Below are 2,730 nucleotides of genomic sequence, written 5' to 3' on the forward strand. Positions count from 1 at the left end.
AGCGAACCGGAAAGCCGGTGGTGACATCCAACCAGGCGAGCGCCTGGGAGATGCTGCGCCGCGGCGGGTTCAGGGACTGGCGCCCCACCGAATACGGGCGACTGTTCACGCTGCAGCTTGACGGCGTGAACGCAGGATTTGCGGCATGACACAATCGGATTTTGTCGGTATCGGGGAAATCGAGGCGGCGCGCGCACGCATTGCCGCGACCATCCGTCAAACGCCGGTCGATGTCTCCGACACGCTTTCGGCGATTGCCGGCGTGCCGGTGCACCTCAAGCTCGAACATCTGCAGCATACCGGCAGTTTCAAGCTGCGCGGAGCGGCCAATGCGGTTTCCCTTCTGTCGGATGAGGAGAGGAAGGCAGGCGTTGTCGGCGTGTCCACCGGCAATCACGGCCGGGCTCTGGCGCATGCCGCGAAGGCTTCCGGCGTGCGCTGCGTGATCTGCATGTCGCGACTGGTGCCACAGGTGAAGGTCGACGGCATCCGGGCGCTTGGCGCGGAGGTCCGCATCGTCGGCAGGTCTCAGGACGAAGCCCAGGCCGAAGTCGACAAGCTGGTCGCCGAGGGCATGACGATGATCCCGCCCTTCGATCACCGCTCGGTGATCGCCGGGCAGGGAACGCTGGGCCTCGAAATCATCGATCAAATCCCCGATGTCGATACCGTCGTCGTGCCGCTTTCCGGCGGCGGGCTGATTGCCGGGGTGGCAGCCGCGTGCAAGGCGCGGAACAGGAATATTCGCATCGTCGGCATCACCATGGAGCGCGGCGCCGCGATGATCGCAAGCCTGAAGGCGGGCGCGCCGATCGGGGTCGAGGAACAACCGACGCTGGCCGATTCCCTCGGCGGCGGGATCGGGTTATCGAACCGCTATACCTTCGCCATGACCCGCGATCTGGTCGATGAAACCTGGCTGCTCAACGAAGCCCAGATCGCCGCCGGCATGCGCCATGCCTACTGGCAGGAGCGGCAGATCGTCGAAGGGGCAGGCGCGGTGGGGATTGCCGCGGTCCTCGCGCAAACGTTCAAACCGAAAGGACCGGTTGCGCTCATCCTGTCTGGCGGCAATGTGGACATGGAGCAGCATTTCCGGGTCATTGGCGGCGAGGATGTCGATCTCATGAAGGAGGTTGCCTGAAATGCCGAAGATCAAGATCCTCACCCAGTCCGATCTGATGAAAGCCGTGCCGCTCGACGGCGAGGTCGTAGCGTGCGTCGAGAACGCCTTTGCGGCGCTTGCCGGCGGAAAGGTGGTCATGCCGCCGATCCTGAGTCTCGCGATCAGGGAAGCGAATGGCGAAGTCGACGTGAAGACGGCTTATGTGCCCGGTCTCGACAGTTTTGCCATTAAAGTCTCGCCCGGCTTCTTCGACAATCCAAAGATCGGCCTGCCGAGCACGTCCGGGCTGATGATGGTTTTCTCGGCCAGGACAGGGGTTCTCGAAGCGCTGCTTCTCGACAACGGCTATCTGACCGACATGCGCACGGCCGCCGCCGGCGCGGTGGCGGCTAGGCACTGTTCGCGCGAAGATTCCGCGACGGTCTGCATTTTCGGCGCGGGCATGCAGGCGCGGCTTCAATTGCAGGCGCTGATGCTCGTCCGTCCGGTGAAAAGGGCACTGATCTGGGCGCGCGATATTGCCAAAGCCGAGGCGCTGGCCGAGCGCGTCGCCCGTGAGAACGGCATTGCGGCCGTGGCTGTGGCCGATGCGGAAGCGGCCGTCAGCGCGGCCGATATCGTGGTCACGACGACGCCCGCGACCGCGCCCGTCCTGAAAGCGGATTGGCTGAAGCCCGGTCAGCACGTCACCGCCATGGGCTCCGACCAGCATTCCAAGAACGAGATCGAGCCGGCATGTCTGGCCAGGGCCGATGCCTATGTGCCCGACCGCCAGTCGCAGACCGCGGAACTCGGCGAACTGCGGTCTGCGATTGCGGCGGGCGTCATGCCCTCCGAAAAGCGGTTCGCCGAACTCGGAGATATCATCACGGGTGCCGCGAAGGCGCGTCTTGCGCCGTCCGACCTCACCATTGCCGACCTGACCGGAACCGGGGTGCAGGACACGGCCATCGCAACGCTCGCCCTCAAGAGGGCAGATCAACTGGGTCTCGGCGTCGCGTTCGACTCCGAGGCATGATCGGCAGTCATACGGTATAGAAAGCAAAAGACATGTCCGCACCGCAACTGGCCTTTTCACGCAGCGAGTTTGCCAAGCGCATCGAGAAGACGCGCAAGGCCATGGAAGACCGCGAGGTGGAGGTCCTGATCGTCTCGGACCCGTCCAACATGGCCTGGCTGACAGGCTATGACGGCTGGTCATTCTATGTGCATCAGTGCGTCATCGTCGGTCCCGACGGCGACCCCGTCTGGTTCGGTCGCGATCAGGACCGCAATGGCGCCAAGCGCACCTGTTTCATGTCGGAAGACGACATGATCGGCTATCCGGATCACTATGTGCAGTCGGATGTTCGCCATCCGATGGATTTTCTCGCCGCGCGGCTTGAGGAGCGCGGCTGGGACAAGACGCGCATCGGCGTGGAGATGGACAATTACTGGTACACCGCGCAGGCCCATGCCTCGCTGCAGCAGCACCTGCCCAATGCCGCTTTCGTCAACGCCAACAGCCTGGTGAACTGGCAGCGCGCGGTGAAGTCGGATCAGGAGCTTCTCTACATGCAGCGTGCGGCCCGCATCGTCGAGCGCATGCACCAGCGGATCTTCGA

3 protein-coding genes are annotated in these 2,730 nt (G+C 63.8%); all 3 read left to right on the top strand.

Annotation, left to right across the window (positions count from 1 at the left end):
• The first annotated feature begins 145 nt into the window (after nt 1-145).
• On the top strand, nt 146-1,144 hold the full coding sequence (gene eutB / locus B4E36_RS15090) for a hydroxyectoine utilization dehydratase EutB (RefSeq protein ID WP_292056761.1): 999 nt from the start codon (nt 146-148) through the stop codon (nt 1,142-1,144).
• Nucleotide 1,145: 1 nt separating this feature from the next.
• The gene (eutC, locus tag B4E36_RS15095) at nt 1,146-2,144 is read left to right on the top strand and encodes an ectoine utilization protein EutC (RefSeq protein ID WP_292056763.1); all 999 of its coding nucleotides are present in this window, start codon (nt 1,146-1,148) and stop codon (nt 2,142-2,144) included.
• Nucleotides 2,145-2,176: 32 nt separating this feature from the next.
• The coding region (locus B4E36_RS15100) for an aminopeptidase P family N-terminal domain-containing protein (RefSeq protein WP_345900532.1) at nt 2,177-2,730 on the top strand (554 nt) is incomplete at its 3' end.

Origin of the sequence: Martelella sp. UBA3392 (genome assembly GCF_002358775.1) — a bacterium.
Taxonomy (GTDB): Bacteria; Pseudomonadota; Alphaproteobacteria; order Rhizobiales; family Rhizobiaceae; genus Martelella; species Martelella mediterranea.

Coding starts and splice junctions, on each gene's coding strand:
- eutB (WP_292056761.1), top strand. CDS start 146: ATGACACAATCGGATTTTGTCGGTATCGGGGAAATCGAGGCGGCGCGC.
- eutC (WP_292056763.1), top strand. CDS start 1,146: ATGCCGAAGATCAAGATCCTCACCCAGTCCGATCTGATGAAAGCCGTG.